General features: G+C 74.4%; 26 protein-coding genes. 18 read left to right on the top strand and 8 right to left on the bottom strand.

The genetic code is table 11. The annotated features are described in order from the left end of the window. Nucleotides 1-259: 259 nt before the first annotated feature. Nucleotides 260-493, bottom strand: coding sequence for a hypothetical protein (locus EKG83_RS32455; RefSeq protein WP_033434871.1), 234 nt, complete (start codon nt 491-493; stop codon nt 260-262). A 350-nt stretch (nt 494-843) separates the two neighbouring features. Further along, complete coding sequence (locus EKG83_RS32450) at nt 844-2,010, bottom strand: trans-sulfuration enzyme family protein (RefSeq protein WP_033434870.1); 1,167 nt, start codon at nt 2,008-2,010, stop codon at nt 844-846. Between the two features lie 53 nt (nt 2,011-2,063). On the opposite strand from EKG83_RS32450, the gene EKG83_RS32445 reads away from it, so the two are divergent. Beyond that, nucleotides 2,064-2,255: a hypothetical protein gene (locus EKG83_RS32445; protein WP_033434869.1), complete on the top strand. Its 192-nt coding sequence runs from the start codon at nt 2,064-2,066 to the stop codon at nt 2,253-2,255. 11 nt (nt 2,256-2,266) lie between these two features. Further along, nucleotides 2,267-3,376, top strand: coding sequence for a DUF6183 family protein (locus EKG83_RS32440; protein ID WP_033434868.1), 1,110 nt, complete (start codon nt 2,267-2,269; stop codon nt 3,374-3,376). A 73-nt stretch (nt 3,377-3,449) separates the two neighbouring features. Here EKG83_RS32440 and add read toward each other — a convergent pair whose 3' ends face one another. Continuing rightward, on the bottom strand, nt 3,450-4,472 hold the full coding sequence (add, locus tag EKG83_RS32435; protein WP_033434867.1) for an adenosine deaminase: 1,023 nt from the start codon (nt 4,470-4,472) through the stop codon (nt 3,450-3,452). 311 nt (nt 4,473-4,783) lie between these two features. Between add and EKG83_RS32430 the strand changes: the two genes are divergently transcribed. Continuing rightward, nucleotides 4,784-5,761 carry a DUF3558 family protein gene (locus tag EKG83_RS32430; protein WP_084717052.1) on the top strand — a complete coding sequence of 326 codons (978 nt, stop codon included), beginning with the start codon at nt 4,784-4,786 and terminating at the stop codon, nt 5,759-5,761. A 215-nt stretch (nt 5,762-5,976) separates the two neighbouring features. Next, nucleotides 5,977-6,642, top strand: coding sequence for an esterase/lipase family protein (locus EKG83_RS32425; RefSeq protein WP_033434865.1), 666 nt, complete (start codon nt 5,977-5,979; stop codon nt 6,640-6,642). Nucleotides 6,643-6,879: 237 nt separating this feature from the next. Here the strand turns inward: EKG83_RS32425 and EKG83_RS32420 are convergent, their stop codons facing one another. The 3 genes from EKG83_RS32420 to EKG83_RS32410 are packed head-to-tail and all read right to left on the bottom strand — an operon-like array spanning nt 6,880 to nt 9,964. Continuing rightward, nucleotides 6,880-7,482 carry an NADPH-dependent FMN reductase gene (locus EKG83_RS32420; RefSeq protein ID WP_033434864.1) on the bottom strand — a complete coding sequence of 201 codons (603 nt, stop codon included), beginning with the start codon at nt 7,480-7,482 and terminating at the stop codon, nt 6,880-6,882. A gap of 36 nt (nt 7,483-7,518) precedes the next feature. Beyond that, nucleotides 7,519-8,412 (bottom strand): aldo/keto reductase, encoded by an 894-nt coding sequence (locus tag EKG83_RS32415; RefSeq protein WP_033434863.1) that lies wholly within the window; start codon nt 8,410-8,412, stop codon nt 7,519-7,521. 49 nt (nt 8,413-8,461) lie between these two features. Continuing rightward, on the bottom strand, nt 8,462-9,964 hold the full coding sequence (locus EKG83_RS32410) for an MFS transporter (RefSeq protein WP_051766837.1): 1,503 nt from the start codon (nt 9,962-9,964) through the stop codon (nt 8,462-8,464). Between the two features lie 69 nt (nt 9,965-10,033). Here EKG83_RS32410 and EKG83_RS32405 point away from each other — a divergent pair, with 69 nt between their 5' ends. Then, nucleotides 10,034-10,693, top strand: coding sequence for a TetR/AcrR family transcriptional regulator (locus EKG83_RS32405; RefSeq protein ID WP_033434862.1), 660 nt, complete (start codon nt 10,034-10,036; stop codon nt 10,691-10,693). A gap of 447 nt (nt 10,694-11,140) precedes the next feature. Beyond that, nucleotides 11,141-14,095: an AfsR/SARP family transcriptional regulator gene (locus tag EKG83_RS32400; protein ID WP_194282954.1), complete on the top strand. Its 2,955-nt coding sequence runs from the start codon at nt 11,141-11,143 to the stop codon at nt 14,093-14,095. A gap of 54 nt (nt 14,096-14,149) precedes the next feature. Here the strand turns inward: EKG83_RS32400 and EKG83_RS32395 are convergent, their stop codons facing one another. Next, nucleotides 14,150-14,788 (bottom strand): NAD(P)-dependent oxidoreductase, encoded by a 639-nt coding sequence (locus EKG83_RS32395; protein ID WP_033434861.1) that lies wholly within the window; start codon nt 14,786-14,788, stop codon nt 14,150-14,152. After that, nucleotides 14,785-15,579 carry a helix-turn-helix domain-containing protein gene (locus EKG83_RS32390; protein WP_153278595.1) on the bottom strand — a complete coding sequence of 265 codons (795 nt, stop codon included), beginning with the start codon at nt 15,577-15,579 and terminating at the stop codon, nt 14,785-14,787. The genes EKG83_RS32395 and EKG83_RS32390 overlap by 4 nt, the downstream gene beginning before the upstream one ends. Nucleotides 15,580-15,882: 303 nt before the next feature. Here EKG83_RS32390 and EKG83_RS32385 point away from each other — a divergent pair, with 303 nt between their 5' ends. Genes EKG83_RS32385 through EKG83_RS32330 form a run of 12 tightly spaced genes read left to right on the top strand, consistent with a single transcriptional unit; the run spans nt 15,883 to nt 26,877 of the window. Next, the gene (locus tag EKG83_RS32385) at nt 15,883-17,064 is read left to right on the top strand and encodes a cytochrome P450 (protein WP_033434860.1); all 1,182 of its coding nucleotides are present in this window, start codon (nt 15,883-15,885) and stop codon (nt 17,062-17,064) included. A 32-nt stretch (nt 17,065-17,096) separates the two neighbouring features. Next, on the top strand, nt 17,097-17,294 hold the full coding sequence (locus EKG83_RS32380) for a ferredoxin (protein ID WP_033434859.1): 198 nt from the start codon (nt 17,097-17,099) through the stop codon (nt 17,292-17,294). Next, on the top strand, nt 17,294-18,502 hold the full coding sequence (locus EKG83_RS32375; RefSeq protein WP_033434858.1) for an NAD(P)/FAD-dependent oxidoreductase: 1,209 nt from the start codon (nt 17,294-17,296) through the stop codon (nt 18,500-18,502). Before EKG83_RS32380 ends, EKG83_RS32375 begins: the two co-directional genes overlap by 1 nt. 45 nt (nt 18,503-18,547) lie before the next feature. Next, on the top strand, nt 18,548-18,904 hold the full coding sequence (locus EKG83_RS32370; RefSeq protein ID WP_051766834.1) for a hypothetical protein: 357 nt from the start codon (nt 18,548-18,550) through the stop codon (nt 18,902-18,904). Nucleotides 18,905-18,950: 46 nt separating this feature from the next. After that, nucleotides 18,951-19,643 carry an antibiotic biosynthesis monooxygenase family protein gene (locus tag EKG83_RS32365; protein WP_033434857.1) on the top strand — a complete coding sequence of 231 codons (693 nt, stop codon included), beginning with the start codon at nt 18,951-18,953 and terminating at the stop codon, nt 19,641-19,643. Continuing rightward, entirely contained in the window at nt 19,643-20,830 is a 1,188-nt protein-coding gene (locus tag EKG83_RS32360) for a cytochrome P450 (protein WP_033434856.1), read from the top strand. The genes EKG83_RS32365 and EKG83_RS32360 overlap by 1 nt, the downstream gene beginning before the upstream one ends. A 28-nt stretch (nt 20,831-20,858) precedes the next feature. Next, nucleotides 20,859-22,265: an NDP-hexose 2,3-dehydratase family protein gene (locus EKG83_RS32355; protein WP_084717051.1), complete on the top strand. Its 1,407-nt coding sequence runs from the start codon at nt 20,859-20,861 to the stop codon at nt 22,263-22,265. Next, nucleotides 22,262-23,248 carry an NAD-dependent epimerase/dehydratase gene (locus EKG83_RS32350; RefSeq protein WP_033434855.1) on the top strand — a complete coding sequence of 329 codons (987 nt, stop codon included), beginning with the start codon at nt 22,262-22,264 and terminating at the stop codon, nt 23,246-23,248. Before EKG83_RS32355 ends, EKG83_RS32350 begins: the two co-directional genes overlap by 4 nt. Beyond that, nucleotides 23,235-23,963 carry a class I SAM-dependent DNA methyltransferase gene (locus EKG83_RS32345; protein ID WP_033434854.1) on the top strand — a complete coding sequence of 243 codons (729 nt, stop codon included), beginning with the start codon at nt 23,235-23,237 and terminating at the stop codon, nt 23,961-23,963. The genes EKG83_RS32350 and EKG83_RS32345 overlap by 14 nt, the downstream gene beginning before the upstream one ends. After that, the gene (locus tag EKG83_RS32340) at nt 23,963-25,072 is read left to right on the top strand and encodes a DegT/DnrJ/EryC1/StrS family aminotransferase (RefSeq protein WP_033434853.1); all 1,110 of its coding nucleotides are present in this window, start codon (nt 23,963-23,965) and stop codon (nt 25,070-25,072) included. The genes EKG83_RS32345 and EKG83_RS32340 overlap by 1 nt, the downstream gene beginning before the upstream one ends. A gap of 19 nt (nt 25,073-25,091) precedes the next feature. Further along, nucleotides 25,092-25,700 (top strand): dTDP-4-dehydrorhamnose 3,5-epimerase family protein, encoded by a 609-nt coding sequence (locus EKG83_RS32335; RefSeq protein WP_033434852.1) that lies wholly within the window; start codon nt 25,092-25,094, stop codon nt 25,698-25,700. Nucleotide 25,701: 1 nt separating this feature from the next. Further along, nucleotides 25,702-26,877 carry a nucleotide disphospho-sugar-binding domain-containing protein gene (locus tag EKG83_RS32330; RefSeq protein ID WP_033434851.1) on the top strand — a complete coding sequence of 392 codons (1,176 nt, stop codon included), beginning with the start codon at nt 25,702-25,704 and terminating at the stop codon, nt 26,875-26,877. The last annotated feature ends 3 nt before the right edge of the window (nt 26,878-26,880 follow it).

Here is a 26,880-nt window from a genome sequence, read left to right as displayed (position 1 = left end):
AAGTCGCGTTGACGTGCGAAAACGGCCTAACAATCACTCGTCCCGGTACTCCGGTTCGGTGTCGAAAGCGACCCGCGCTCGCAGTCGCGGCGACCCCCCGGGTCAACTGTGATCAACTGCGGCGGGCGCCTGTGGTGTGATCACGGTGACATCACGGCGCGGGTGATCCCGCCCGAGAACGAGGCGCCTCGCCGGTGCGCCGTTATGACATTTGTCTAACCCGAATATTCGGTCAACTCTGTGAAAAAGGCGGGAGCCCTCACCGACGGCCGGCGCCCCCGGTGGGCACCCGCGCGCCGAGCTCCGGCTCCTCCGCCTCCGGCACCGCCGCGGCCACCGGCAGCGCGCCGAGCAGGCACAGGCCCGCCGCCCACCACGCCCACGTCACCGCGTCGGTCACGGCCACCACCGCGTTCGTCGCACCGGTCAGCAGCAGCGCCGCCAAGATCACGCGCAGCACCCGCTGGTCGCGGTCCTCCCTCGTCGTCCCCATGGTTTCCCCCAGTCGCTCACCCGCTGTATCGGCCGGTCGGACGCACTGGTTACACGGGTCCGGCGACGTGGCGCGGGTATCGCCCGGAGGGTGGGCGGCAGGGCCCGCGAATTCGAACGGATTTTCGATCGCGCCTGCCCGCCGGGCGTGGCGGATTCGCCGGAACGGGTGGAAAACGCGGTCGGAACCGATCCCGAGGCGCCGCGCACCGGGGTGTTCTGGCACACACCCCGGATCCGCACGAAAGCGGTATCAGGGGTGGCGGTGCACCGAGGTGAAAACACCGGGCGGCGATGTCACCGGCCGACCCGCCGCACCGCCCGGCGCGGACCGGCGGGTCGGCCGGCGGTTCACCGCAGGGCGCGGGAGATGTCGGCCCACAGGTCGTCGGGGTGCTCGATGCCGCACGCGATCCGGACCGTCCCGGGGCCGATCCCCGCGGCCGCCAGCGCGTCGTCGTCCAGGTGCCGGTGCGAGGTGGTGGCCGGGTGCATGGTCACCGTCTCGGTGCCGCCCAGCGAGCCCGCGTTGAGCACGAGTCGCAGCCCGCCCATGAAGGCGTGCGCCGCCTCCAGCCCGCCGGCCAGGTCGAAGGCCAGGGTGCCGCCGTACCCGTCGAGCAGCCGCGCCGCCCGCGCGTGGCTCGGGTGGGACGGCAGACCGGGGTGGTGGACCGCGGTGACGGCCGGGTGCCCCGCCAGGCGCTCGGCCAGGTACCCGGCCGTCTCGCACTGCCTGCGCACGCGCAGCGCCAGGGTCTTGATCCCGCGCAGCACCAGCCACGCGCTGAACGGGTCGGCCACGGTGCCCAGCCGGGTCGCCCGCGCCCACGTCTCCCGGTACCGCCCGGCGTCGGCGAACACGGCGACGCCGCCCACCACGTCGTGGTGGCCGCCCAGGTACTTGGTGGCCGAGTGCACCACCACGTCGGCGCCGTGCTCGATCGGCCGGCACAGCAGCGGGGTGGCGAAGGTGTTGTCCACCACCGTGGTCAGCCCCGCCGACCGCGCCACCCCGAGCAGCCCCGGCAGGTCCGGCACGAACCCGGTCGGGTTGGCGATGGTCTCCAGCAGCAGCAGGCGCGAGTTCGGGCGCAGGGCGTCCGCCAGCTCCGCCGGGTCGGCGCCCTCGACGTAGGTCACCTCGACGCCCCAGTTCGCGGCGAGGTCCTGGAGCGCGGCGTACGTGCCGCCGTAGAGGGCGCGCTGCGCGATGACGTGGTCGCCCGTGCGCAGCGCCGCGAGCAGGACCGAGGACGTGGCGCTCGACCCGGAGCCGGTGGCCAGCGCGGCGGCGCCGCCCTCCAGGGCGGTCATCGCGTCCTCGAACGCCCGCACGGTCGGGTTGCCGTAGCCGCTGTAGGAGAAGGCGCCGTCCGGCCCGCTCATCGCGGCGCCCACGTCGGCGGGCCCGTCGAAGGCGTAGATCGCGGTCTGGTGGATCGGCACGGAGACGGGCCGGCTGCCCGGTTCGGGCGCGCCGACCCGGACGGCCCTGGTCTCGGGGTGGGTGGTCATGCCGACCATCCTCGGGCGGCCGCCGGGCCGGGACGAGGGCCAATCCGGAACAATTGGCCTGGTGGCGGGACCGCTCGCCGCCGGACGCCCCGGTCGTCGGGCGGACCACCGCGGTCGCCGCCCACGACGTGCTCACCCGGGACGGGCGGATCGTGCGGCGGCAGGGCAGCGGCACGCGGGCGGCGCCCGTTGCCCGCCGCGACCCGGGCGAATTCCTCGCCGGGTCGGTTGAGCCGGTTGCCTAGACTCCCGCGTCGTGGGGGAGCGGATCGCGGAGATCGTGTCGGGGCTGACCGGACTGACCGACGTCAACGGGCTGTGGCGGGAGGTCGACCGCCGGTTGGCCCGGGGTGACGCCGCGTTCGTCGCCGACCTCGGCATCGCGCTCGCGCGGGCCCACGGCACCGCCGTGAGGCCGGCGTGGCAGTACCGGAGCGTGTTCCAGCGCCTGGTGCGGTCGCTGGCCCTCGGCACCGGCGACGTCGCCCAGGCCGTCCGCCTGGTCGCCGAGGTGCCGACCGGTCGGGACCTGGCCGGTCGGGTCGCCTCGCTGCTGGCCGCCGGCCGGCCGGTCGCGGACCTGGCGGTGGTCTTCGCCGGGGACGGCGCGCCGGGCGGTGCCGTGGAGGAGCTGCGCGCCTGCCTGGTCCACGAACTGGTGCTCCGCGGCGTCGCGGTGGCCGAGGTGCCGGGGATCGCCGGGTGGGCGACCTCGCCGCACTGGCGCGACCACCCGCTGGGGTGGCTCCCCCTTGAACTGTCCGAAGTGGAGGGGGAACCGCTCCTGCCGAGCTACAGCGTCACGGGCACCGGCGCGGCCGTGCCGTTCGGGTTGCCCGCCGGGCGGTCGATCCCGCCGGGGGAGCCCGTGCCGCCGATGGCGGAGGTGGCGGCGGCGGACGCGGTGACCGAGGCGGTGGACAACTGGGTCGACGAGTCCAACGGGCGGATCGAGGCGCGGGTGTTCGAACCGGCGACGCCCCTGGCCCCCGACTCGGTGCCGAGCGCGTTGGCGGCGCTGGACCTGGAGTGCCTGGACGGCGGGGACGTACCGCGGGTCGTCGCCTGCCCGCCCGCCCACGCGTGGCAGGTGCTGTTCGCCGCGGCGTCCGGGGGAGGGGCGTACAGCTCCGGCCACCGGGGTGCGCGCGGTCGCCTGGCGGCGTGGAACTCCCTGGCCGGTCTGGTCGGGACGCCGGTGGGCGCGTCCGCCGGCGAGGTCGGGGCGCGCGTGGGTGAGTGCGCCTGGTACGGCTTCGAGGCCGACACCGACTGGTTCGCGGGCGTGGTGTGGAGCATCGGCCTGGCCGTCCTCGACCCGGACGGCCGACGGCTGGCGGTGCTGGCCGCGACGGACACCGACTGACACCAACCGGCACCGGCCGGTGCCAACCGGTGCCGATCGACGCCAACCGGCGCCGTCGCGGCCGGCGCCGCGCTCAGGTCCCGGCGACGACCGCGTCGATCCCGGCCAGCAGCTCCGCCTTGCGCCCGCCCGGCAGGAACGACGCCTCGACGGCGTTGCGCGCCAACCCCGCGACCTCCGCGGGCAGCAACCCGAGCGCGTCGGCCACCGCCACGTACTCGTCCTCCAGCGTGGTGCCGAACATCGGCGGGTCGTCGGTGTTCAGGGTGACCACCACGCCGTGGTCGAGCATCCGGCGCACCGGGTGCTCGGCCAGCGAGCGGACCTGCCGGGTGCGGACGTTGGAGGTCGGGCACACCTCCAGCGGCACGCGGTGCCCGGCCAGGTGCTCCAGCAGGCGGGGGTCGGCGGTGCAGCTGGTGCCGTGGCCCACGCGCTCGGCGCCCAGGTCGTGCAGCGCCGACCAGATGGTGGCCGGTCCCGTGGTCTCGCCCGCGTGCGGCACGCTGTGCAGCCCGGCCTCCCGCGCGGCGGTGAAGAACGGCGCGAACTGCGCCCGGCCGACGCCCACCTCCGGGCCGCCGAGGCCGAACGAGACCAGGCCGTCCGGGCGGTCGCGCAGGGCGAACACCAGGGTTTCGCGCCCGGCCACCACCCCCTTCTCGCCGGGGATGTCGAAGCACCAGGCCAGCTCGACGCCGTGGTCGGCCAGGGCCTCGGCGCGGCCCTCGGTGAGCCCGGTCAGCAGCTCGTCGCCGGGCACGCCGTCGAGCAGGTGGTTGTAGGGGGTGACGGTGACCTCGGCGTAGCGGACGTTCTGCCCGGCCAGCCGGGCGGCCAGGCCGGTCACCAGGGCGCGGACGTCGTCGCGGCCCCGGATCATCGACTGCACCGCCCAGTAGACGGCCAGGAAGTGGTCGAAGTCGCGGAAGGCGTAGAACCGCTCCAGTTCGGCGCGGTCGGTGGGCACGCCGGCCTCCGGGTGGCGGCGGGCCAGGGCCAGGACGGTGTCGACGTCGGCGGAGCCGACCAGGTGGACGTGCAGCTCGACCTTGGGCAGGGCGCGGACGAACGCGCGCGTGCTCGCGCTGGGCATGACGGGAACTCCCTGGGACGGGGTGACGGTGGACGCCGGGAACCGGGCGAGTTCAGGGAGCGAGGTCGCCGCGTTCGGTGTCGGCCCCGTAGAGCGGGAGCTTGAAGTCCGTCACACCGGCCACCCTAGCCGGCGCTCCCCGGGCGCGCCAAGGGAATCCGGCCGGGGGGCGCGTGATCGACCGAGTGGGTGCCACCGATGCGCTGACCGGACGAGGTCGACCCCGTCGTCCACAGTGGACCGAGGGGGACAACCGCACCCGGACCGGTCGAAACCGCCCGAAAGCCCATCCCGTCGCCTACCCTGCGTCCATGGTCGGGGTGCGCGGAGCTGTCCTCGTGGCGGGCTTGGCCCTCGTGCTGGGCGGGTGCAGCGCGGTGGTGCCCGGCTCCGCCGTGCCGGTGCCGGACCCCACCTCCACGCCCCCGCCCGAACCCACCGCCGAACGCCTGCTCGGCGACATGACCACCGTCGACCCGTGCGGCCAGGTCGAACCGGCCGACCTGGCGCGGTTCGGCGCCGCCGAGGTCGGGCCGACCGAGTCGCTGGACTACTGCCTGCTCAAGCTCACCACGCCCGCCGGCACCGGGGTGGACGTGGTCGCGGGCAGCCTGGACCGGGTGATCGACCGCGCCGAGCTGACCGGCCGGCTCACCTTCTACGAGGGGCTGGACGTCGTCGAGGTGCCCGGCGACGAGCTGCACTGCGAGCGCGTGCTGGTCTTCCCCGACCAGGTGACGCTGTCCGTGTCCGCCGACAACCGCTCCTCCGGCGGCACCACCGGCGCCGAGCTGTGCGCGATCGCCGACGCCCTGGTGCGCGCCGTCGCCGACCGGGTGCTGGCCGGGGACGTGGTGCACCGGGACTTCGGGCCGAAGTCGCTCGGCGCGGTCGACGCCTGCCGCGGGCTGGCCGACTCGACGGTCGCCCGGCTGCCCGGCCTGGCCGGCGCCAGGGCCCGGAAGTACCCGTCGGGGCACCAGTGCCGCTGGGCGCGGGCCAACGACCCGTCCCCGCCGCGCGTGAGGGTGCTGCACTCGGTGGGCAGGATGGCCGAGCCCGACGGCGGTGACGTCACGCGGGAGGAGATCGGCGGGCGGCCCACCTCCGTGACCAGGGTCGGCTCGGCGGTGCTGTGCGCGGCCGAGACCGAGCACGTCCCGTTCGAGGACGGGCTGAACGAGCTGGTGCTGGTGGTGGTCACCCTGGGCGCGGGCGGCCGGATCGACGACGCCTGCGCCGCGGCCAGGACCTTCGCGGCCGAGGTGTGGGGCAACCTGCCGGGGTGACCGCGGGAGGCCGCGGGACACCGAGGCCGCCGCGAAAACGCACCGAGGCCGCCGCGAAAACGCCCAGGGCACCGCAAAGCACCGCAAAAACCCCTGGTACCACGGGCAACACCCAGGCCCCGGTGAACGGTGAACCGGTGGTTGCACGGATGTAACCGGCCGGTTGACGGCGGGACGCTGGGCGGGTCCCGCACCCACCCTGTCCTGGAGGGCCCATGCGTCGCTTCCTCAGCGCACTCGCGGCACTGACCGCCTCGCTCGTGCTCGTACCCGCACCCGCCGCCACCGCCGCCACCACGACACCGGTGGTGTTCGTGCACGGCTACACCGGCAGCGCGTCGAACTGGGTCACGGCGATGTCGGTGTTCCGGGCGGCCGGCTGGTCGAGCAGCCGGCTGTTCGCCTACGAGTACAACTCCTACGGCGACAACACGCAGAACGCCCGGGGCCTGGCCACCTTCGTCAACGACGTCAAGTCCCGCACCGGGGCGTCGAAGGTGGCGATCGTGAACCACTCGATGGGCGGCCTGGTCAGCCAGTACTACCTGAAGGTGCTGGGCGGCAACACCAGCGTCAGCCACCTGGCCTCGATCGCGGGCGCCAACCACGGCACCACGGCCGCGGGCGCGTGCCTGATCTACGAGACCTGCCGGCAGATGTACCCGGGCTCGTCGTTCATCGCCCAGATCAGCTCGGGCGACGAGACGCCGGGCAGCACCCGCTACGCCACCTGGTACTCGCCGTGCGACGGCGTCATCCTGCCGTACACCAGCACGGCGCTCAGCGGCGCGAGCAACAACACCGTGGCGTGCCAGACGCACATCGGCTTCCTGGCCGACACGATCGTGCTCTCGCGCATCGCCGACTTCGTGGCGTCCTGAACGCCGAGGGGGATGAGCGGGCGGCGAGGGGAGCCTCATTACCCTCGCCGCCCGCTCGGACGGCCCGAAACCGCGTCGCCATCGCCGTTGATCGCGTCGGCGAATGCCCGCCCGCCACCAGGGACCCCACCGCGAGGGCGGGGCGCTCGGGCATTCAGCGGACCGACTTCCCGCACCGGTCGGGCGGCGGGAGGAGCCTCCACACTCCCCGCCGCCCGACCGGCCGTCTCGGGACGATCAGTCGCCCTGGGGGTAGGGGCTGGTCTCGCGCGCCAGGTGCAGCGCCGAACCCCACCAGGCGAGCTGGTCGAGCATGACCTTCGCCGCGCCGTTGGCGCCCTCGGCGTCGCGCGGCTGACCCTCGGCGTCGAACAGCTCCCAGTACTGCGGGAAGCACACCGAGTCCCGCACGGTCACCGCGTGCAGCTCGGCGAAGACCGCGCGCAGGTGCTCCACCGACCGCAGGCCGGCGCCGATGCCGCCGTAGGACACGAACGCCACCGGCTTGGCCCGCCACTGGGTGAAGTGCCAGTCGACCAGGGTCTTGATCGAGGCCGGGTAGCTGTGGTTGTACTCCGGCGTCACGATCACGAACGCGTCGGCGGCGGCCAGCTTCCCGGTCACCGCGGCCAGGCCCTCGGGCCGCTCCGGCTCGCCCATCAGCGGCGGCAGGGCCGGCAGCGCCAGCGGCAGCGGCACCTCGGCCAGGTCGATGTAGTCCACGTCGAACTGCCCGTGCTGTTCGGCCTGCTGCCGGAACCACCGGCCGACCACGGGCCCGCGCCGGCCTTCCCGGACGCTGCCGAGGATGACGGCGAGCTTGAGGGTGGGAGTCGACATCGTGCTGTTCCTCTTCCTTTTCCCCGGGTTCGCGGCCTACTCGGCGGCCGCGGTTTCCAGTGCTTCGAGCTCGTCCGCGCCCAGCGCGATGTCGAGCGCCCCGACGTTGCACTCCAGATGGTCGACGTTCGTGGTGCCGGGGATCGGCACGACCGGGATGCCCCACACGTCGGCCCGGTGCTGGGCCCAGGCCAGCGCCACCTGGCCGGGCTTGGCGCCGTGGCGCCGGGCCAGCTCGCCGAGCAGGTCGATCAGCGCCGCGAACGCCGCGGCCGAGTAGTGGCCGAGCGAGTCCCGGCCGCCCGCCAGCAGGCCGCGGCCCTGCGGGGAGTACGGCACCACGCCCACGCCCAGCTCCGCGCAGACCTCCACCACCGGCTCGACCCGCCGGGAGCACAGGGACCACTCGGACTGCAGGGCGGTGATCGGGTGCACCGCGTGGGCGGCGCGCAGCTCCTCCGCGGTGACCTCGGACAGCCCGACGTGGCGGACCTTGCCCTCGGCGACCAGCTCCGCGATCGCGCCCACCGACTCCTCGATCGGCACCTTCGGGTCGCGGCGGGCGAGGTAGTACAGGTCGATCACGTCCACGCCGAGCCGCTTGAGGCTCGCCTCGCACGCGGTGCGCACGTACGCCGCGTCGCCGCGGATGGTCCAGTTGTCGTCCGCGTCGCGCACGGCGCCGAACTTGGTGCCGATGACCGCCTCGTCGCGGCGGTGGCGCACCGCCCGGCCGACGATCTCCTCGTTGAGGCCCTCGCCGTACATGTCGGCGGTGTCGAGGAAGGTGACGCCGAGGTCGAGCGCCCGGTTGACGACGGCGGACGCCGCGGACTCGTCGACCGGGTTGCCGGGCGCGGTCATCCGCATGCAACCCAGTCCCTGCACCGGGACGACCAGGCCGCCGGCGCCCATGGGCGTTGTGCGCACCGCTTGTCCTTTCCGTGGTTGTGGCGGTTCTCGAACGGGTCGTGCGTCCTCAAGGGCGGTCGTGGGGGCGCAGCATCCGGTGCACCGCCAGGCCCGCCAGCGCGCACAGCGCGGCGACGCACCACAGCACCACCTGCCACGCCGAGGTGTACTCGGCGACGAGCGCGGCGCGGTCGGGGCCGGCGGGGTCGCCCGCGACGACGCGCCCGGCCAGCGCGCGGTCGCCGACGCCGGCCTGCACCACGCTCACCAGCGCCGCGCCGAACAGGGTGACCACGAGGGTGTTGGCGCCGCCGCGCATGGTGTGGAGCAGGCCCGAGGCCATGCCGACCCGCTCGGCCGGGACCAGGTCCATGGCCTGGGCGTCGACGATGCCCGCGGCGACGCCGTTGGCGATGCCGATGAGCACCAGCGGGCCGAGCACGGGCGGCACGCCCGAGGCGTCGAGGGTGGTCAGCCACGCGTTGCCCGCCGCGAACAGCGCCATGACGCCCGCGATGAGCAGCCGCGGCGACGCGCCGCCGGTGACCAGCCTGCCCGCCAGCGGCGGGGTGACCAGGATCGGCAGGGTCATCGCCAGCATGACCGCGCCGGTGTCACCGGGGGAGACGCCACCGGCCGACTGGAGGTAGGTGGGCAGGTAGACCAGCACGCCCGCGGTGCCGACCGCGGTGGTGAGCGCGGCGACCAGCCAGCCGGCGAAGCGCCGGTCGCCCAGCAGGGACAGCGGGACGATCGGGAACTCGCGGCGCCGCTCCACCGCGGCGAAGGCCGCGAACGCCACCGCGCTCAGGGCGAGGCAGCCGAGCACCACCGGGCTCGTCCAGCCCAGGCCGGTGACCTGGTTCAGGCCCCACATCAGCGCGGCCAGCGCGACGACCAGGGTGGCCGCGCCGGGCAGGTCCAGGCGGGGCCGGGTGGCCGCCGCGGACTCGCCCGACAACAGCGTGCCCAGCAGCACGACCAGGGCGGCCGCGGCGAACGCGCCGAACATGGCGCGCCAGCCGAACGCGTCGACCAGCCAGCCGGACAGCGTCGGGCCGAACGCCAGGCCGACCCCGACCGAGGTGCCGACCAGCGCGAACGCCCTGGTGCGCGCCTCGCCCTCGAAGGTCTGGGCCAGGATCGCGCCGCCGCCCGCCATGATGCCCGCCGCGCCGATGCCGCAGACCGTCCGGGCGACGTCGAGCACCAGGACGTCCTGGGCCAGCGCGCACGCGACCGTGCCGGCGACGTAGGTGGCGGCGCCGATCCGGTAGACGCGCCGCCGGCCGAACAGGTCCCCGAGCGAGCCGGCGACCAGCATCAGGCAGGACGCGGCCAGGAAGTAACCGGTCAGGACCCACTGCAACGCCTCGCCGCTGCCGCCGAGGGTGGTGGCGACGTGGGGCAGGGCGATGGTGGTGCCGGACAGCGCCATGGGCACCACGAGGTAGCCCAGCAGGACGGTGAACCGCGCCGGCAGGGGGTGCCGGGGCGGGGTGGCGGCGACCGGGGCGGCACCGGGTCGGGGGTCCGCCTCGGTCGGCTCGGTGGGTCGGCGACCGCTCATGTCGGGTAAAGTACAACGTGCATGGCAAAGTTGTAAAACGGTATCTGCAAAACGACCTCGGGAGGCGCCTTGACCAGGGCTGATCAAGACGTGGAGCGGCCGCAGCGCGGCCTGTCCCGGAAGCACGGGGACATCACCCGCGCCGCCCGGGAGGTGTTCGGCAGGGTCGGCTACCTGATGGCGAGCATCGACATGATCGCCTCGGAGGCGGGCGTGTCGACCCGCACGATCTACAACCACTTCGACAACAAGGAGCACCTGTTCGCCGCCGTGGTGACGGAGAGCTCCCGCCGGGTGGTCCAGGCGCACGAGGCGATCATCGAGCGCCACCTGTCCGACGTGACCGACGCGGAGACCGCCCTGGTCGAACTCGCCAGGACCTGGGTGCGGCCGCTGCCGGAGTTCGTCGACCACTTCGCGATCGTCCGGCGGATCAACGCCGAGCACGACCACTTCCCGCGCGAGCTGTTCGAGGCGTGGCAGGAGGCCGGGCCCCGGCGCGTGCAGCGCACGCTCGCCGCGCGGATGGCCGCCATGCACGACCGGGGGCTGCTGCGCGCCGAGGACCCCCACTTCGCCGCGCACCACTTCGCGGTGCTGCTCAACGCCACGCTCGCCGCGCGGGCCAGGGACGCCGGCCGCGAGCTGGGGGAGGCGGAGCTCGACGAAGTCGCCGAGGAGGTCGTCCGCGCATTCCTGTACGGATATTTGCCCCCGGCCGAGCGCTAGCACCTCATTCGTTGGACCGCGTCCGGTTCGTCCGGAGATTTTACGCGTTGCGGTAGGCGTGCAACGTGGGGTTCACAACGTGGACGCGCGGGCCGTGAGCAGGGCGGGGCGGGTGAACGGCCCGGTCGGGGGACCGGGCCGGACCGGGTTCTATAGCTCTTCGACATGCGGCCGATCGTGGACGTCACCGGCTCGGGCCTTGAATGGAATTGGCCGCGTTGACAGTCTGTTGTGGAGACGTTACAGTCCCCGGCTTGGGTATTTGACCTCGGGGGGAATTGCGACAAAACGGTGAACTTGCCTCGCATTCGCGGGGCGACACGCGATCGAAGCTCTGTTCTGGGGGGATGTGCTTTGATGCGGTTTCGCGTGCTGGGCCCACTGGAAGCGACCTCGGGGGACCGGTCGGTCCACCTGGGCGGGGCCCGCAGCAGGCGCGTGCTGGGGATGTTGCTGGTCAAGGCGGGGCGGGTGGTGTCGCTGCCGCGGCTGATCGAGGCGACCTGGGAGGAGAACCCGCCGGACACGGCGGCGCACCAGGTCCGCAAGATCGTGTCCGACCTGCGCACCCGGATACCGGGCGCGGCGGCGTTCCTGCGCACCGAGGACCCGGGTTACTGCGCGGTGCTGTGCGAGGACAGCCTCGACCTGCACCAGTTCGAGCGCCACGTGGCCGAGGCCCGGTCGTGCCGGGCGTCCGGGGACGTGCCGAACGAGGTCGAACACCTCGAAGCGGCGCTGGCGCTGTGGCGCGGCGGGGTGCTGGAGGGGCTGCGCATCCCGGGCGCGCAGTCCGCGATCACCGTGCTGGAGGAACGCCGGCTCGTCGCCCGGGAACGGCTCATCGAGCTGCGCATCAAGCTCGGCGAGGCGCGGGAGGTCGTCGACGACCTGCTGGCGCTCGTCGACGAGCACCCGTTGCGCGAGCGGCCGCGCGGGCTGCTGATGGTGGCGCTCTACCACTCCGGCCGGCAGGCCGAGGCCATCGAGGTCTACAACGACCTGCGCCGGCTGCTGGCCGAGCAGCTGGGCATCGACCCCGGCCCGGAGGTCAACCGCCGCTACCAGGAGATCCTGCGCAGCGCGCCGGGCCTGGACCCGCGCGCCGGGGCGGCCGAACCGGAGCGGACCGCCGTGCCGGCGGCACCGGCCGTGCCGCCGGCGCCGCCCGCGCCGTCCTCGCTGCCCTACGACCTGCCCGACTTCACCGGCCGGCGGGCCGAGCTGGACGCCCTGCTCGCGGCGGTGCCGCCGGAGCCGGGGCGCAAGCTCGCGATAGTGGCCATCGACGGCATGGGCGGCGGCGGCAAGACCACGCTGGCCGTGCACGCGGCGCACCGGCTGGCGGACCGCTACCCGGACGGCCAGCTGTTCGTCGACCTGTGCGGGTTCACCCCCGGGCACGAGCCCGTGGCGCCCGCGCACGCGCTCGACACGCTGCTGCGCGCCCTCGGCGTGCCCGGCGAGGAGATCCCGGACGACCTGCCCGGCCGCACCGCGCTGTGGCGGGTGCGGACCGCGGGCCGGAAGCTGCTGCTGGTGCTGGACAACGCGACCAACGCCGCCCACGTGCGCCCGCTGCTGCCCGGCGCGGGCGGGTGCCTGGCGCTGATCACCAGCCGCACCGTGCTGGGCCTGGACGGCGCGGTGCAGCTCTCGCTGGGCCTGCCGTCCACCGCGGACTGCACGGCCATGCTCAAGGCGATCCTGGGCGAGGAGCGCGTCGCGGCCGAGCCGGGCTGGGCCGCGGAGCTGGTGTCGGTGTGCGGCCAGCTCCCGCTGGCGGTGCGGATCGCGGCCACCCGGCTGCGCAACCGCCCGCTGTGGATGATCGAGTGGCTGGTCCGGCGGCTGCGGGACGAGACGTCGGTGCTCGACGAGCTGGTCGAGGGCGACCGCAGCGTGGGTTCGGTGCTGGCCCTGTCGATCGAGTCGATGGAACCGCGGCAGCGGCAGTTCTACCGGCTGCTGGGCAACCACCCCGGCGTCGACTTCGACGAATATTCGGCCGCCGTGCTGGCGGGCATCCCGGTGGAGACCGCGCGGCGGCTGCTGGAGGCCCTGCTCGACGCGCGGCTGCTGGTCCAGCGGGTGCCCGGCCGCTACCTGTTCCACGACCTGCTGCGCGAGCTGGTCCGGCCGCGCCCGGTCGGCCGCGCACCCGGACCGGGGACCACCGACCTGCACCGGCTGCTCCGGTACTACCTGCGCGCCGCCGAGCACGCGGCGGAGCTGGTCCAGCCCGGCCGGGTCCCGGTCCGGGACGAGGAGGCCGCCGCGCCCAGGGTGGTGCTGCCGCCGATCGCCACCGTGGCCGACGCGCTGGCCTGGTTCGACGCCGAGCGGGGCAACCTGGTGGAGTCCCTGACGTGGGCCGAGCAGGCCGGGCAGCGGCACTACGTGGCGTGCCTGCCCCCGGCCATGGCGCCCTACCTGCGGCTGCGCGGCGACGTCAACGACGAGGTCGAGCTGCTGGAGCGGTCGGTGGCGGCGGCGCGCGACCTGGGCCGCGGCGACCTGGAGGGCGTCGCGCTGTGCGCGCTCGCCACGCCGTACCTGGACCTGGGGCGCACCCGGCGCGGCCTGGAGTGCTCGGAGCGGGCGCTGGCACTGGCCGAGGCGGCGGGCGACGACGTGGCGCGGGCGCGCTGCCTGGCCCGGATCGGCATGTTCCACAAGATCCTCGGCCGCTACCGGGACGCGGTGGACAGCCTGGAGCTGGCCAGGGGCATCTGCGAGCGCACCGGGCTGCGGGCCGAGCTGTCGACCGTGCTGGCGATGCTCGGGTCGGCGCACGCCACGCTCGGCAGGCTCGACGAGGCCCTGCACACCACCGAGCTGGTGCTCGCCTGCGCCCGCGAGACCGGCGACCAGTACGCGGAGATGATCGGCCTGTCCGACCAGGCGCGGTGCCACATGCTGCTCGGCGACCTCGACCTGGCCCTGGACCTGCTGGCCCGGGCGGGCGAGGTGGCCCGGCGGACGCGGGTGACCACGGGCGAGGCGGTGGTGCACGCCCGGCGCGCGGACGTGCTGCGCCGCCAGGGCCGCTACGCCGAGGCGCGCGAGGAGGGGCAGCGGGCGCTGGAGGTGGCGCGGGCGCTGGGCGACCAGGCCACGACCGCCGCGGTGCACAACACGCTGGGCGCCGTGCACCTGGAGCGGGGCGAGTGGGAGGCGGCGCTGCGGCACTACCGGCAGGCCGCGCTGCTCGCCGAGCGCATCGAGATGCTGCTGGAGAAGGCGAAGGCGCTGACCGGGATCTCGCACGTGCTCTTCGCCGGCGGCGACCCGGAGGGGTCGCGGCGGCACTGGGAGAACGGGATGCGGCTGTACGAGACGATCGGCGTGCCGGTGCCGCACCCGCCGGGCAACGACCTCCGCGCGATCCGCTCGGCCTGAGCGCGCCGCCGGGTTCCGGTTCGGGCGAACCGGAACCCGGCAGGTCCCGCGCCGTCAGCGGGCGATGCCGACGACCTGCCGGAAAGTCCTCTCGTCGGTGATGAACGACAGCATCGCGCGGGCCACGTCCGCCCGGTCGATCGACGTCGCGCGGGGCAGCGAACCGCCGATGCGCACCCGGTACTCCCCGGTCCCCGGCCCGTCGAGCAGCCGCGGCGGCCGGACGACGGTCCAGTCCAGCCCCGGGCTCCCGGCGAGCAGCCGCTCCGCGGCCGCCAGGTCCGCGTAGACGGTCCGGAAGACCCGGCGCACCAGCGGGGTGACCAGCAGCCGGTGCGCGGGCGACTCGTCGGCCGGGGCGTCGCCCACCGGGGACGCGCTCACCACGAGCAGCCTGCGCGTCCCGGCCAGGCCGGCGGCCGAGGCGAGCACCCCGGTCAGCGGGGCCACCACGCCCGCGTCGCGCCTGCCGCGCGGGCCCAGCGCGGACAGCACGGCGTCCTCGCCGCGCAACAGCTCCGCCATCCCCTCGGGGTCGGCGAAGTCCGGCGTGCGCACGTCGAGGTCGTCGTGGCGCACCGGCAGGCGGCCCGGGTCGCGGACCGCCGCCGTGACGTGGTGCCCCAGCGCCAGCGCCCGGCGGACCAGCGCCCGGCCGGTGCCGCCGGTGGCGCCGAGGACGACCAGCCTCACGCCGCGCCCTCCCGGGTGGCCATGGTGCGCAGCACGTCCTCGCGCTCGTAGAAGACCTTCCGGCCGTCGCGGTGCCTGCGCCACCCGTGCGTCTTGGCCAGCCAGTAGACCGTGCCCGGCGGCACCCGCCACGCGGCCGCGATCTCGGTGACGCCCAGCGGTCGCCGGGCCGGCCGCGCGGGCTCGGTCGCGGTGAAGGCCAGGGCGTGCCACTGCCGCGGCGTCCACCGGTGGTCGTCCCGGGCCAGGCACACGATGACCGACTCGCGGTCGGAGTCGGCCGGGCCGAGCCTGGCGACCAGGGCGCCGGTGCACGTGGGCCGCGGGCAGGAGCCCAGCGGCACCTGCTTGCCCGCCGACCCGTGCACGACCCGGTCGGCCCGGCGCACCAGGTCCCGGAACTCCTCGGCCGCGTCCGGCCCGGCGTCGTGCCCGGCCAGCCAGTCGGCGTGCCCGGCGAGGAAACCGGCCAGCGCGGGCGCCGACCGCTCCGGCGCGGCCACGCCCAGCTCCTCCACCACGAGCGCGGACCAGCTCGACAGCACCGCCAGGAGGTCCCGGCGGGCGTCGACCGCGCGCGTGTTGAGCGGGATGCCCGGCACGCCGCCGGAGCCGCGGACGCGCTCCGCGGGCCCCGCGCAGGCCACCAGGTGCCCGGCCAGCTCCTCGTGCAGGCGCCCCGCGGCCCTGATGTCCCGCGCCAGCGCCGCACCGGGCCGGCCCGCGTCGCCGCCCGCGTGCGCGACCGCGTCCGGGTTCGACAAATGTTCGACGATCATCTCAGCCCCCATCCGAGTGATGTTCGCCGGCCATGCTCGTCCGGGCCGTTCCCATTTGGTTCCCGTTCGACTCCCGGGAGGTTCCCGTCGCGCGGTGTTGACACCGGGCGGGTCGGCCAAGAGTATTGGTCATAACGTCGGCGCAGTGTGCCGATCGATCACGGGGATTTTTCCCCCGATTCCGGCCGCCCGGCTCTTCTCCGCCGCGGCTGTGCGCATTTCCATCAAGGCCCGAAGCAATCCCCGCGCCGGCCCTCGGCCGGGCGCGAAAACGTTGAATTTTCACCAAGCACCGAACCGTCGAATGGAGTTTCGGTGACCACGACCATTCCCGCGTCCGACCTCGACCTCTACCACGACGCGGCCATCCTGGACCCGCACCGCCACTACCGGGAGCTGCGCGCGATCGGCCCGGTGGTGTGGCTGTCGCGGTACGAGGTCTGGGCCGTGACCCGGTACCGGGAGGTCTACCAGGCGCTGCACGACCACCGGACCTTCCGGTCCGGTGCCGGCGTGGGGCTCACCGACCGGCTCAACCAGGCCCAGAAGGGCAGTTGCATCACCAGCGACCCGCCGTACCACACGCAGGCCCGGGCGCTGGTCTCCCGCCACCTCACGCCCAAGGCGCTGCGCCGGTTCCACGACTACGTCCGGCAGTGGGCCGACCGGCTGGTGGACGAGCTGATCGGGCGCGGCGCGTTCGACGCCGTGACCGACTTCGGCCAGGCATTCCCGCTGTCGCTGGTGCCCGACCTGCTCGGGTGGCCGGTCGACGAGGGGCGCGAGCGGCTGCTGGACTGGGCCTCGGCCGGGTTCAACGCCCTGGGCCCGCCCAACGAGCGGACCCTGTCCGGGGTGCCGCTGCTCCAGGAGATGGGCGGTTTCCTGCACCGGATGTCGATCCCGGGCAACCTGCGGCCGGACAGCTGGGGCGCGCGGCTCGTCGCGGACGCCCACGAGGTCGGCATCGACGAGCACATGCTGCCCGCGCTGCTGGGCGACTTCCTGGTGCCCTCCCTGGACACCTCGGTCAGCGCGCTGGCCGGCATGTTGCACCTGCTCGGCGCGCACCCGGACCAGTGGGACGCGGTGCGCGCCGACGAGTCGCTGATCCCCAACGCCTTCAACGAGGTGCTGCGGGTCGAATCACCGCTGCGCGGCTTCACCCGGCTGGTCGCGCGGGACTGCGAGCTGGGCGGCGTCGCGCTCGCCGAGGGCACCAGGGTCCTGCTGCTCAACGGCTCGGCCAACCGCGACGAGCACCGCTGGGCGGACCCGGACACCTTCGACGTCCGGCGCCCCGACGCCGCGGAGCACCTGGCGTTCGGCCACGGCGTCCACGGCTGCGTCGGCCAGGGCCTGTCCCGGCTGGAGGCGCACTCGCTGCTGCGGTCGCTGGCGGCCAGGGTGCGCCGGATCGAGGTCGGCGAACCGGAGTGGCGGCTGCACAACACCATCCGCGGCATCGCGCGGATGGACGTCGTCCTGCACACGTGACCGGGCGCGGGGTTCCCGGAGGGAGAGAGCACATGAGGATCACGGTCGAGCAGGCCCGGTGCGAGGGGCACGGCATGTGCGTCGACGCCGCACCGGACCTGTTCCACCTCGACGACGACGGCGAGCTGGTCGTGCTGCCCGAGGGCGGGCTCGTCCCGGCGGGGCAGGAAGACCGGGCGCGCGACGCCGTGCGGGTCTGCCCGATCGCCGCACTGGCCCTCGACCGCTGATGGCCACGACCACCCGACTGGTCGTGGTGGGCGCCTCGCTGGCCGGCCTGCGGGCCGTCGAGTCGGCGCGGGCCGCCGGGTTCACCGGCTCGATCACCCTGCTGGGCGCCGAGCCGCACCCGCCCTACGACCGCCCGGAGCTGTCCAAGACCTTCCTCACCACGCCGGGTGCGGCGCCGCGGTTCTACCGCGACCCGGCCGAGCTGGGCGCGCGGTGGCTCGGCGGGCGGCGGGCGACGGCCCTGGACCCGGACCGCAAGGTCGTCGTCGTGGACGACGGCGACGAAATCCCTTACGACGCAATGGTCATCGCGACCGGAGCACGCGCCCGGACGTTGCCGGGCGCCGAAGGCATGGCCGGCGTGCACGTGCTGCGCGGCCTGGACGACGCGCTGGCCCTGCGGCGCGACCTCGCCGCGGCGCGGCGCACCGTGGTGGTGGGCGCCGGGTTCATCGGCTCGGAGGTCGCGGCGAGCGCCCGGGCGCTGGGGTCGGCGGTCACCGTCGTCGAGGCGGCGCCGACCCCGCTCGCGCGGGCGTTCGGGCCCGCCCTCGGCGAGCTGTGCGCCCGGCTGCACACCCGCAACGGCACCGACCTCCGGTGCGGCGTCTCGGTCACCGGGTTCGAGGGGGACGGCCGCGTGTCGCGGGTCCTGCTCTCCGACGGGACCGCGCTGGACGCCGACGTCGTCGTGGTCGGGATCGGCGCCGAACCCGCCGCGGACTGGCTGGTCGGCTCGGGCCTGCGGCTCGACGACGGCGTGGTGTGCGACCGGGCGCTGGCCACCGGCGCCGACGGCGTGCACGCGGCGGGCGACGTGGTGCGCTGGCACAACCCGCTGTTCGACCGCGACATGCGGCTGGAGCACTGGACCGGCGCGGCCGAGCAGGGCGCGGTCGCGGGCCGCAACGCCGTCACCCCCGGGCCGAGCGAGCCGTGCGAGGTCGTGCCCTACCTGTGGTCGGACTGGTACGGCGCCCGCATCCAGTTCGCCGGCGTGCCCGGCGCCGACGGGGTGCGCGTGTTCGGCGACCCCGACGGCCGCGGCTTCGTCGCGCTCCACCGCGACGGCGACCGGCTGGCCGGCGTGCTGGGCGTCAACCGCCGGGCCGACGTGACCCGGTTCCGCGCCCGGATCAGGCAGCGCGTCGGGTGGTCCGAGGCGGTCGAGGCCCTGTCCGGCAGCGGCCTCGCCGCCGTCGGCTGACCCGGCACCACCCCCTCACCCCATGGCAGAAAGGCGGTTCGCGGCATGACCACCGACGTGCGGTTGGCCAACCCGGTCGGCGACTGGACCGGCGTGGCGCGCTACGACGGGAACGCCGACGAGATCAGCGTCTCCTTCACCGACGACGGCACGGTCACCCTGCGCACGCCGGTCAGCACCGGCCGCGGCACGTGGGTCGCGACCGGGCCGCGGACGTTCACCTACCGCCTCACCGAGCGGCTGGACCCGCGGGCGGGCGCGGCGGGCCTGCTGGACATCGAGGTCCGGGCCGAGCTGGTCGACGGCGGCTACCGCGGCGACAGCGTCGCGACCATCACCGACCCCGAGGGCACCGTGCTGCGCACCATCACCGCCGAGGTGACCGCCGGCAGCCGGACTTGAAAGCCCCCGTCGAAGGCCCACCGCAGACGACGAAACGGACGGCATCGTGGCGTACATCTCGCCGGAAGACGGCTACCTGACCGTGTTCAACCTGTTCGACACCGACTCGGCCACCAAGCAGGACCGCCTGGTGGACGCCATGCGGGACATCGTGGACAACGCCGCGTACCCCGGCTGGGTCTCCTCCACGGTGCACGCCGGCGTCGACCGGTTCGGCACGGCGAACTACGTGCAGTGGCGCAGCCTGGAGGAGCTGGAGGCCCGGTACGCCGGGCAGTCCTTCCGCAGCGAGACCATCCCGGAGTTCCGGGCCCTCTCGACCTCGGTGAACCTGGTCAGGACTGAGGTGGTGGCCTGCCAGGCGCACCCGGACCTGGTGCTGCCGGTCGAGATCGGGCCGCACCGCGACGACCACGTGGTGATCATCGTGTTCGGCGTCGACCCCGGGCACCAGGCCGAGCTGGTCGACGTCCTGGCCACGCCGGACGAGTGGGTGAAGTCCGTGCCCGGCTACCGCGCGCACACCATCCTGCGCGGCATCGACGGCACCACCGTCGTCAACTACGCCCAGTGGGACAGCAAGGAGACCTACGACGCGTTCCACACCATGCCCGAGGAGCAGCGCCCGGCGGACGTCCAAGCCCTGCGCCGCCGCGGTCGCGGGCTGGTGAAGTCCCGCTGGGCCAACGCCTTCCGGCCGGTGCACACCAGGTCGGCGGCCGGGGCGGTGAGCCGGTGATGCGCGAGTTCACCGGCTACCGGGAGGCGGTCGGGCGGGGCACGCCCGAGGCGGTGTACGAGGAGCTGCACCGCGGCCCGGTGCGCGACCCGGCGCTGGGCGTGGTGATCGTGGGCGGCTACCGGGCGGCCCGGCAGGTGCTCGACACCCGCAACGGCGACTTCCGCAACGCCGCCACGCTGGCACCGCTCTACGTCCCGGAACCCGACGTCCGGCGGCGGCTCGGCGAGGTCTTCCACAGCCAGGGCGACGCCAGGGGCATGGCGTTCCTCGACGGCGAGGAGCACCGGCGGCAGCGGCGGCAGGCCAGGTCGGCGTTCGCCGCGGCCGACCGCGGCCGGCACCTGACCGCGCTGGTCGACGACGCGCTGGCCGCGCTGGAGGGCCGCACCGGGCCGGTGGACGTGGTGGCGGGGTTCATCGAGCCGCTGGCCCGCCGCTCCTCGCTGGAGGAGCGCACCGGCATCCCCGCCGACCTGGTCGGCGACCTGGCCGTGCTGCTCCAGGGCCAGATCGAGATGCTGTGGGGCCTGCCGGGCCCCGAGCAGCAGCGCAAGCTGGTCCACGAGCTGGCGCAGGTCTGGCGGATCTGCCAGGAGGCCGTCGAGCGCAACCGCGAGGACATGCGGCGCGGCGCGCACCGGCACAACATCATCACCGGCTACCTCGGCCTGCGCCCGGAGTTGGCGCCCGCCGACCGGCTCGACATCTACGGCCACGTCAACGCCGGCTACGTCAGCACCGTGCACACCCTGGGCAACGTCGTGGTGCGCACGCTCGCCGACCCCGGGCGGTGGCGCAAGCTGCACGACAACCCGGACATGCTCCCCGGCTTCGTCCAGCGAATGCTGGAGCGGCACTCCGGCACGCACGGCTGGTTCAAGCTGTGCGCCGCCGAGTCCGGGGTGGAGGTCGACGGCGAGCACGTCGAGCCGGGCACCCGCCTGCTGGTCGCCCTCAACGCGGCCAACCAGGCGCCCGACCGGGGTCCCGACGACCCGTTCCTGTCGTTCAGCTTCGGCCCGCACACCTGCCTGGGCAAGGACTTCTCGCTCCGGCTGATCACCACGGCGGTGGGCGCGCTGGTGGCGCGCTACCCCGACGCCCGGCTGGCCCGCGAGCCGCGGCCGTGGGCCAACCTCGCCTTCAACGGCTTCCCGGAGGCCGAGGTCGTGCTCTCCCCCTGACGTCGACGACAACCGGGAGGTCCGCGAGATGGAACACCCCACGCCGGGACTGGCCGACTTCCTCGCGTCGGTGGAGTCGGCCCGGAACTGGATGTTCACCAAGGCGCGGCGCGTGCCGCTGCGCGAGCTGGAGCAGTGGCGCGCGGACCCCGGCACCGGGGTGATCCGGCACGCCTCCGGCAAGTTCTTCACCATCGAGGGCGTCGAGGTGCACGTGCCCGGCGGCGCGGTGCCGCGGTGGCGGCAGCCGATCATCCACCAGCCCGAGGTCGGCGTGCTGGGCATCCTGACCAGGAGGTTCGACGGCGTCCCGCACTACCTGATGCAGCTCAAGGCCGAGCCCGGCAACCGCAACGGCATCCAGGTCTCGCCGACGGTGCAGGCCACGCGCAGCAACTACACCCGCGTGCACGGCGGCAGCGCGGTGCCGTACCTGGAGTACTTCCGGGAGCACCAGCGCCACCGCGTGGTCTACGACGCCCGCCAGTCCGAGCAGGGCAGCTGGTTCCTGCGCAAGCGCAACCGCAACATGATCGTCGAGGTGGACGGCCGGGTGCCGGTCCTCGACGGCTTCGGCTGGCTGACCGCGGCGGAGCTGCACCACCTGCTGCGGGTCGAGGACCTGGTCAACATGGACGCCCGCTCGGTGCTGTCGTGCCTGCCGGTGCTGGAGGCCCTGGGCCCGACGGTCGCGCTGGACCGGGACGAGTTCACGCTCTCGCTCATCCGCTCCCTCAGCGGCGACCCGCGCAGCGTGCACGGCACGCCGGAGCTGCTGAGCTGGATCACCGACGTGCGCACCCGCACCGACGTGGAGCTGCGCCCGGTGCCGCTGACCGAGCTGTCGGGCTGGCACCACGACGGCGACGTGATCTCCCACGAGAGCGGGCGGTTCTTCGACGTCGTCGGCGTCCGGGTCGAGGCGGGCGGGCGCGAGGTCGGCCGCTGGGACCAGCCGATGATCGCCGCGCGCGACGTCGGCCTGGCCGCCTTCCTGGTGACCCGCGTCCACGGCGTGCTGCACGTGCTGGTCAGCACCAGGGTGGAGCCGGGCTTCTCCGACGTCGCCGAGCTGGCGCCGACCGTGCAGTGCACGCCGGAGAACCACGTGCTCGGGGACATCCCGAAGCCGCCGCTGCTCGACGAGGTGCTGGGCGCGCCGCCGGGCGCGGTCCGCTACGACACGGTCCTGTCCGAGGAGGGCGGCCGGTTCTTCCACACCCGCAACCGCTACCTGGTGGTGGAGACCGACGACCTCGTCGAGCACCCCGGCTTCCGCTGGATGACCCTGCACCAGCTCACCGGGCTGCTGCGGCACAGCCACTACGTCAACGTGCAGGCCAGGACCCTCCTGGCCGCCATGGGATCGCTGATCACCACGCCCGCGCCCGCGCGGGACCTGGTGGCGGCCGGGGTGAAGGGAGCGGCGCGGTGACGCGACCACTCGTCGTGGTGCTCGGCGCGTCGGGCTACGTGGGCTCGGTCGTCACCGGGCTGCTGGCGCGGCGGCCGGTCCGGCTGCGCGCCGTGGCCCGCGGGTCGTACGAGCCGCCCGAGCAGGCGGTGGCCGACGTGGAGGTGGTGCCGGCCGACCTGACCGACCGTGCCCGGCTGGCCGAGGCCGTGGCCGGCGCGGACGCGGTGCTGCACTTCGTCAAGAGCAGCGGGAGCTGGCGCGACGCCGAGCGCGACCCGGCGGGCAGCGCCGCGGTGACCGTCGGCGTGATGCGGGACCTGGTCGACGTGCTGGGCGCCCGGCCCGAGCCGCCGCTGGTGGTGTTCGCCGGGGCCGCCTCGCAGGTCGGCAGGCCGCCGGACCGCCCGCTCGACGGCAGCGAGCCGGACGAGCCGGACACCGAGTACGACCGCCAGAAGCTGGCGGCCGAACGCGTCCTGCTCGACGCCACCGCGGCGGGTGCGGTCCGGGGCGTCAGCCTGCGGCTGCCCACGGTGTTCGGCCACAGCGCGCTGGGTGCCGCGGACGACGTGGGCGTGGTGAGCGCGATGACCCGCCGGGCGCTGCGCGGCGAGCCGATCACCATGTGGCACGACGGCACGGTCGCCCGCGACGTGACCTACGTCGAGGACGTCGCCGCGGCGTTCCTGGCCGCCCTGGACCGGCCCGACGCGCTGGTCGGCAGGCACTGGCTGGTCGGCGCCGGCCGCGGCGACCGGCTGGGCGACGTGTTCCGCCTGGTGGCCCGCTCGGTCGCCCGGCACACCGGCGAGCCGCCGGTCGAGGTGGTGTCGGTGCCGCCGCCCGCGGGCGCCCCGGACACCGACTTCCTCGGCGTGTTCATCGACCCGGAGCCGTTCGGGCGCGCCTGCGGCTGGTCCGCCCGGGTGCCCCTGGCCGAGGCCGTCGACCGCACCGTCTCCGCGTTGCTGACCCGGGAGGCCACCCGTGTACGGACCTGAGGTCGCGCCGATCCACGACGACCTGTACGTGCTGCGCGGCAAGGACTACCCCGCCGAGGCCGAGTACGTCACCAAGGTGGTCCGCGAGCGGGCGCCGCACGCGCGCTCGCTGCTCGACGTCGGCTGCGGCACGGGCGCCCACCTGGTGACCTTCGCCGGGCTGTTCGACCACGTGGTGGGCCTGGACCTGTCCGAGTCGATGCTGGCGGTGGCCGGGGGCAAGCTGCCCGGCGTCCCGCTGCACCGGGGCGACATGCGGTCGTTCGACCTGGGTCGCCGGTTCGACGCCGTGGTCTGCCTGTTCGCCTCCATCGCGCACTGCGCGAGCGTGGCCGAGCTGACCGGCGCGCTGAGGTGCTTCGCGCGGCACGTGGCCGCGGGCGGTGTCGTCGTGGTGGAACCGCGCTGGTTCCGGGAGAACTTCCTCGACGGCCACGTCGCCGCGGACGTCGTCGAGGCGGGCGGGACGACCATCAGCCGCGTCTCGCACACCGCGCGCGACGGCGACATGTGGGACATGGACGTGCACTTCCTCGTCGCCGACCCGAAGAGCGGCGTGCGGCACGTCAGCGAGCGGTACCGGCACCGGCTGTTCACCCGGGCCGAGTACGAGGGCGCGTTCGCCGCCGCCGGCCTCGACGCCACCTACACCGAGGGCGTCCAGGGCGGGCGCGGGATTTTCACAGCCGTTCCGGCGAAGGGGAGTGGGCACTGATGACCATTCGGGTGTGGGACTACCTGGCCGAGTACGAGGCGGAGCGCGAGGACGTGCTCGACGCCGTGGAGACGGTCTTCCGCTCGGGGCAGCTCGTCCTGGGCGAGAGCGTGCGCCGCTTCGAGGAGGAGTTCGCCGGCCGGCACGGCACCGCGCACTGCGTCGGCGTGGACAACGGCACCAACGCCGTCAAGCTCGGCCTCCAGGCGCTGGGCGTCGGGCCGGGCGACGAGGTGATCACGGTGTCCAACACCGCCGCACCGACCGTGGTCGCCATCGACGCGGTCGGCGCCACGCCGGTGTTCGTGGACGTCCGCGAGGACGACTTCCTGATGGACACCGACCAGGTGGAGGCCGCGATCACCGAGCGGACCCGCTGCCTGCTGCCGGTGCACCTCTACGGCCAGTGCGTGGACATGGCGCCGCTGCGGGCGCTCGCCGACGAGTACGACCTGCGGCTGCTGGAGGACTGCGCGCAGGCGCACGGCGCCCGGCACCACGGCGCCCTGGCCGGGACGATGGGTGACGCGGCCGCGTTCTCCTTCTACCCCACGAAGGTGCTCGGCGCGTACGGCGACGGCGGCGCGATCACCACGCCGCACGACGACGTCGAGCGGAACCTCCGCCGGCTGCGCTACTACGGCATGGAGGAGCGCTACTACGTCGTCGAGACGCCGGGCCACAACAGCCGGCTCGACGAGGTGCACGCCGAGATCCTGCGCCGCAAGCTGCGCAGGCTCGACGACTACGTCGCCGCCCGCCGCGAGGTCGCGCGCCGCTACGCCGAGGGGCTGGCCGACACGGGGCTGGAGCTGCCGCGGGTCGCCGAGGGCAACGAGCACGTGTACTACGTCTACGTCGTCCGGCACCCGCGCCGCGACGAGATCATCGAACGCCTCAAGGGCTACGACATCCACCTCAACATCAGCTACCCGTGGCCGGTGCACACCATGTCCGGGTTCGCCCACCTCGGCGTGCCCGCCGGTTCGCTGCCGGTGACCGAGGACCTGGCCGGCCGGATCTTCTCGCTGCCGATGTACGCCTCGCTGACACCGGACCTGCAGGACAAGGTGATCAGCGCGGTGCGCGAAGTGCTCAGGACGCTGTAGACCACCAGGAGGAAGCACCATGCAGGTTCGCCAACTCGCGGTCGAGGGTGCCCTGGAGTTCACCCCGGACGTGTTCCCGGACGAGCGGGGCCTGTTCGTCTCGCCCTTCCAGGGCCCGGCCTTCCGCGACGCCGTGGGCGGCGACCACTTCCCGGTCGCGCAGTCCAACCACAGCGAGTCCCGCCGCGGCGTGGTCCGCGGCATCCACTACACCACCACCCCGCCCGGCATGGCCAAGTACGTCTACTGCGCCACCGGCGAGGCGATCGACATCGTCGTCGACATCCGGGTCGGCTCGCCGACGTTCGGCAAGTGGGACGCGGTGCACATGGACCAGCGCCACTTCCGCGGCATGTACTTCCCGGTCGGCGTGGGCCACGCGTTCGTCGCGCTCGGCGACCGGACGGTGATGTCCTACATCCTCACCGGCTCCTACGTGCCCGCGCACGAGCAGGCCCTGGCCGTGCTCGACCCGGCCCTGGGCCTGCCGATCCCGGAGGGCATCGAGCCGGTCCTGTCCGAGCGCGACCGGGTGGCCATCACCCTGGCCGAGGCGGCCGAGCGGGGCGTGCTGCCCGACTACCACCAGTGCAAGCTCATCGAGAAGCAGTTGATGGGGGGCCGCTGACGTGCGGTTGCTGTTCACCACCATCCCCGGCGCCTCCCACATGCTGCCGCTGGTGCCGCTGGCGCACGCGGCGCTGGCGGCGGGCCACGAGGTGCTGGTCGCGGCGAGCGGCTCGGCGCTGCGCGTCGCGGTGGGCGCGGGGCTGCCCGCGATCGCGATCGACGACGGCGAGGCCGGGCAGACCTACGAGAAGCTGGCGCACATGGTGGCCGAGCGCTCCACGGGCGCCCGGATCACCGATGCCGAGCACATCGACTACATCGCCTCGGTCTTCGGGCGCATGGGCGAGATCATGCTGGACCGCCTGGTCGACGCCGCCCGCACGTGGGGCGCCGAGGCCGTGGTCTACCCGCCGCCGCACGTGGCCGGGCTGGTGGCGGCGCGCGCGGTCGGCGTGCCCGCCGTGCTGCACGGCATCGGCACGCCGCGGCCGACGTTCCGGCCCGCCCTGGTGCACCTGCTCAAGGCGGTCGACCGGGCCGGTGTGGTGGCGCCCGGCGAGGCGGACGTGGAGGTCGACCTCAGCCCGGCGTCGCTGCCGCGGTTCACCCAGGACGCGCCCGTGCGGCCGGCCGGGGTGCCGACCGTGCGGATGCGCTACACCCCGTACAACGGCGGCGCGGAGCTGACCCGCGGGCTGCTCACCCGCGGCGCGCGGCCGCGGGTGGTGGTCACCCTGGGATCCATCCCGGGCATCTACGGCGACGGCGACGTGCTGCGCGAGGTCGTCCAGGGCACCGCCGACCTGGGCGTCGAGCTGGTGCTGGCCACCGGTGACGCGAGCCTCGCGGCGTTGCCGACCCCGCTGCCGCCCCACGTGACCGCGGTGGGCTGGGTGCCGCTGCGGCAGTTGCTGGCGACCGGCGACCTGGTGATCCACCACGGCGGGATGGGCACCATGTACACCGCGTTCGACGCGGGCGTGCCGCAGGTGGTGCTGACCCTGCCCGACGACAGCCTGCCGAACGCGCGCACCGCGTGCGAGCGCGGCGCGGGCGCCATGCTGCCGATGTCGGGCACCACGGCCGACGACCTCGCGCCGGTGGTCGCCGACGTGCTGCGCGACCCGTCCTACCGCGCGGCGAGCCGGGAGGTCGCGGTGGAGATGCGGGCCATGCCGTCGCCCGCCACCGCGCTGGGCCGGCTCCTCGCGGTGATCGGACCCGATCGACCTTGACCA

This window comes from Saccharothrix syringae, from assembly GCF_009498035.1.
GTDB classification, from domain to species: Bacteria; Actinomycetota; Actinomycetes; order Mycobacteriales; family Pseudonocardiaceae; genus Actinosynnema; species Actinosynnema syringae.
This window is presented reverse-complemented; position numbering and strand designations above follow the sequence as displayed.

What these genes read in the sequence shown, in the direction of transcription:
- EKG83_RS32430 (WP_084717052.1), top strand. Translation starts at nt 4,784, where the DNA reads ATGGTCGGGGTGCGCGGAGCTGTCCTCGTGGCGGGCTTGGCCCTCGTG.
- EKG83_RS32410 (WP_051766837.1), bottom strand. Translation starts at nt 9,964, where the DNA reads ATGAGCGGTCGCCGACCCACCGAGCCGACCGAGGCGGACCCCCGACCC.
- EKG83_RS32450 (WP_033434870.1), bottom strand. Translation starts at nt 2,010, where the DNA reads ATGACCACCCACCCCGAGACCAGGGCCGTCCGGGTCGGCGCGCCCGAA.
- EKG83_RS32375 (WP_033434858.1), top strand. Translation starts at nt 17,294, where the DNA reads ATGGCCACGACCACCCGACTGGTCGTGGTGGGCGCCTCGCTGGCCGGC.
- EKG83_RS32360 (WP_033434856.1), top strand. Translation starts at nt 19,643, where the DNA reads ATGCGCGAGTTCACCGGCTACCGGGAGGCGGTCGGGCGGGGCACGCCC.
- EKG83_RS32425 (WP_033434865.1), top strand. Translation starts at nt 5,977, where the DNA reads ATGCGTCGCTTCCTCAGCGCACTCGCGGCACTGACCGCCTCGCTCGTG.
- EKG83_RS32335 (WP_033434852.1), top strand. Translation starts at nt 25,092, where the DNA reads ATGCAGGTTCGCCAACTCGCGGTCGAGGGTGCCCTGGAGTTCACCCCG.
- add (WP_033434867.1), bottom strand. Translation starts at nt 4,472, where the DNA reads ATGCCCAGCGCGAGCACGCGCGCGTTCGTCCGCGCCCTGCCCAAGGTC.
- EKG83_RS32370 (WP_051766834.1), top strand. Translation starts at nt 18,548, where the DNA reads ATGACCACCGACGTGCGGTTGGCCAACCCGGTCGGCGACTGGACCGGC.
- EKG83_RS32420 (WP_033434864.1), bottom strand. Translation starts at nt 7,482, where the DNA reads ATGTCGACTCCCACCCTCAAGCTCGCCGTCATCCTCGGCAGCGTCCGG.
- EKG83_RS32380 (WP_033434859.1), top strand. Translation starts at nt 17,097, where the DNA reads ATGAGGATCACGGTCGAGCAGGCCCGGTGCGAGGGGCACGGCATGTGC.
- EKG83_RS32355 (WP_084717051.1), top strand. Translation starts at nt 20,859, where the DNA reads ATGGAACACCCCACGCCGGGACTGGCCGACTTCCTCGCGTCGGTGGAG.
- EKG83_RS32455 (WP_033434871.1), bottom strand. Translation starts at nt 493, where the DNA reads ATGGGGACGACGAGGGAGGACCGCGACCAGCGGGTGCTGCGCGTGATC.
- EKG83_RS32390 (WP_153278595.1), bottom strand. Translation starts at nt 15,579, where the DNA reads ATGGGGGCTGAGATGATCGTCGAACATTTGTCGAACCCGGACGCGGTC.
- EKG83_RS32400 (WP_194282954.1), top strand. Translation starts at nt 11,141, where the DNA reads ATGTTGCTGGTCAAGGCGGGGCGGGTGGTGTCGCTGCCGCGGCTGATC.
- EKG83_RS32340 (WP_033434853.1), top strand. Translation starts at nt 23,963, where the DNA reads ATGACCATTCGGGTGTGGGACTACCTGGCCGAGTACGAGGCGGAGCGC.